The 478-nt window shown below is 65.7% G+C and carries 1 protein-coding gene; it reads left to right on the top strand.

The window, feature by feature from the left end; genetic code table 11:
- Window positions 1–285: 285 nt before the first annotated feature.
- On the top strand, window positions 286–478 hold a 193-nt coding region (locus MJ783_RS22815), incomplete at its 3' end, for a hypothetical protein (RefSeq protein WP_239313861.1).

Genomic DNA, 478 nt, shown 5'->3' on the forward strand with positions numbered 1-478 from the left:
CGCTCTAAGCCGGATAGGGCCGAAGCGTCGGGGGACACGCGGAGCGTGTCCCCGGCATCGACCCGGGTCTACCGTCACTCGCATCAGCCTTGATCTCTCTCGCGGTGCCCGGCGGCTGACTGGCCGTTGGGCACCGTATGCCAACTGGTGTAAATAGATTGATGAATATCGCGTGGGTCACACTGCCTGGCTGGGAGGTTCGCGTCAAGGTATCGTTGATATCTAATTAAGGATCTTGTGGATGTGACTGGCGCTGGCGCGTTCGCCGCTTTCAGCTGATCTCCGTTGTGGATCTTTCTGTTCTCCGGCCCGGCAGCGAGCGCCCGTGCCCAGCTCCTCACTGTCCGGGCCGCGGGAGGCAGCGGACTGCTCCGGCCGCGTGGCGTGTTGGCGGAGGTGGTACGGCGCTGGCTGGCCCTCCGTTCCCGCGGGCGCCGTGGATTCCGGTTGCCGCTGGACGGAGCCGGCAGGCAGGGGC

The organism is Protofrankia sp. Cj3 (assembly GCF_917627355.1).
GTDB lineage: Bacteria > Actinomycetota > Actinomycetes > Frankiales > Frankiaceae > Protofrankia.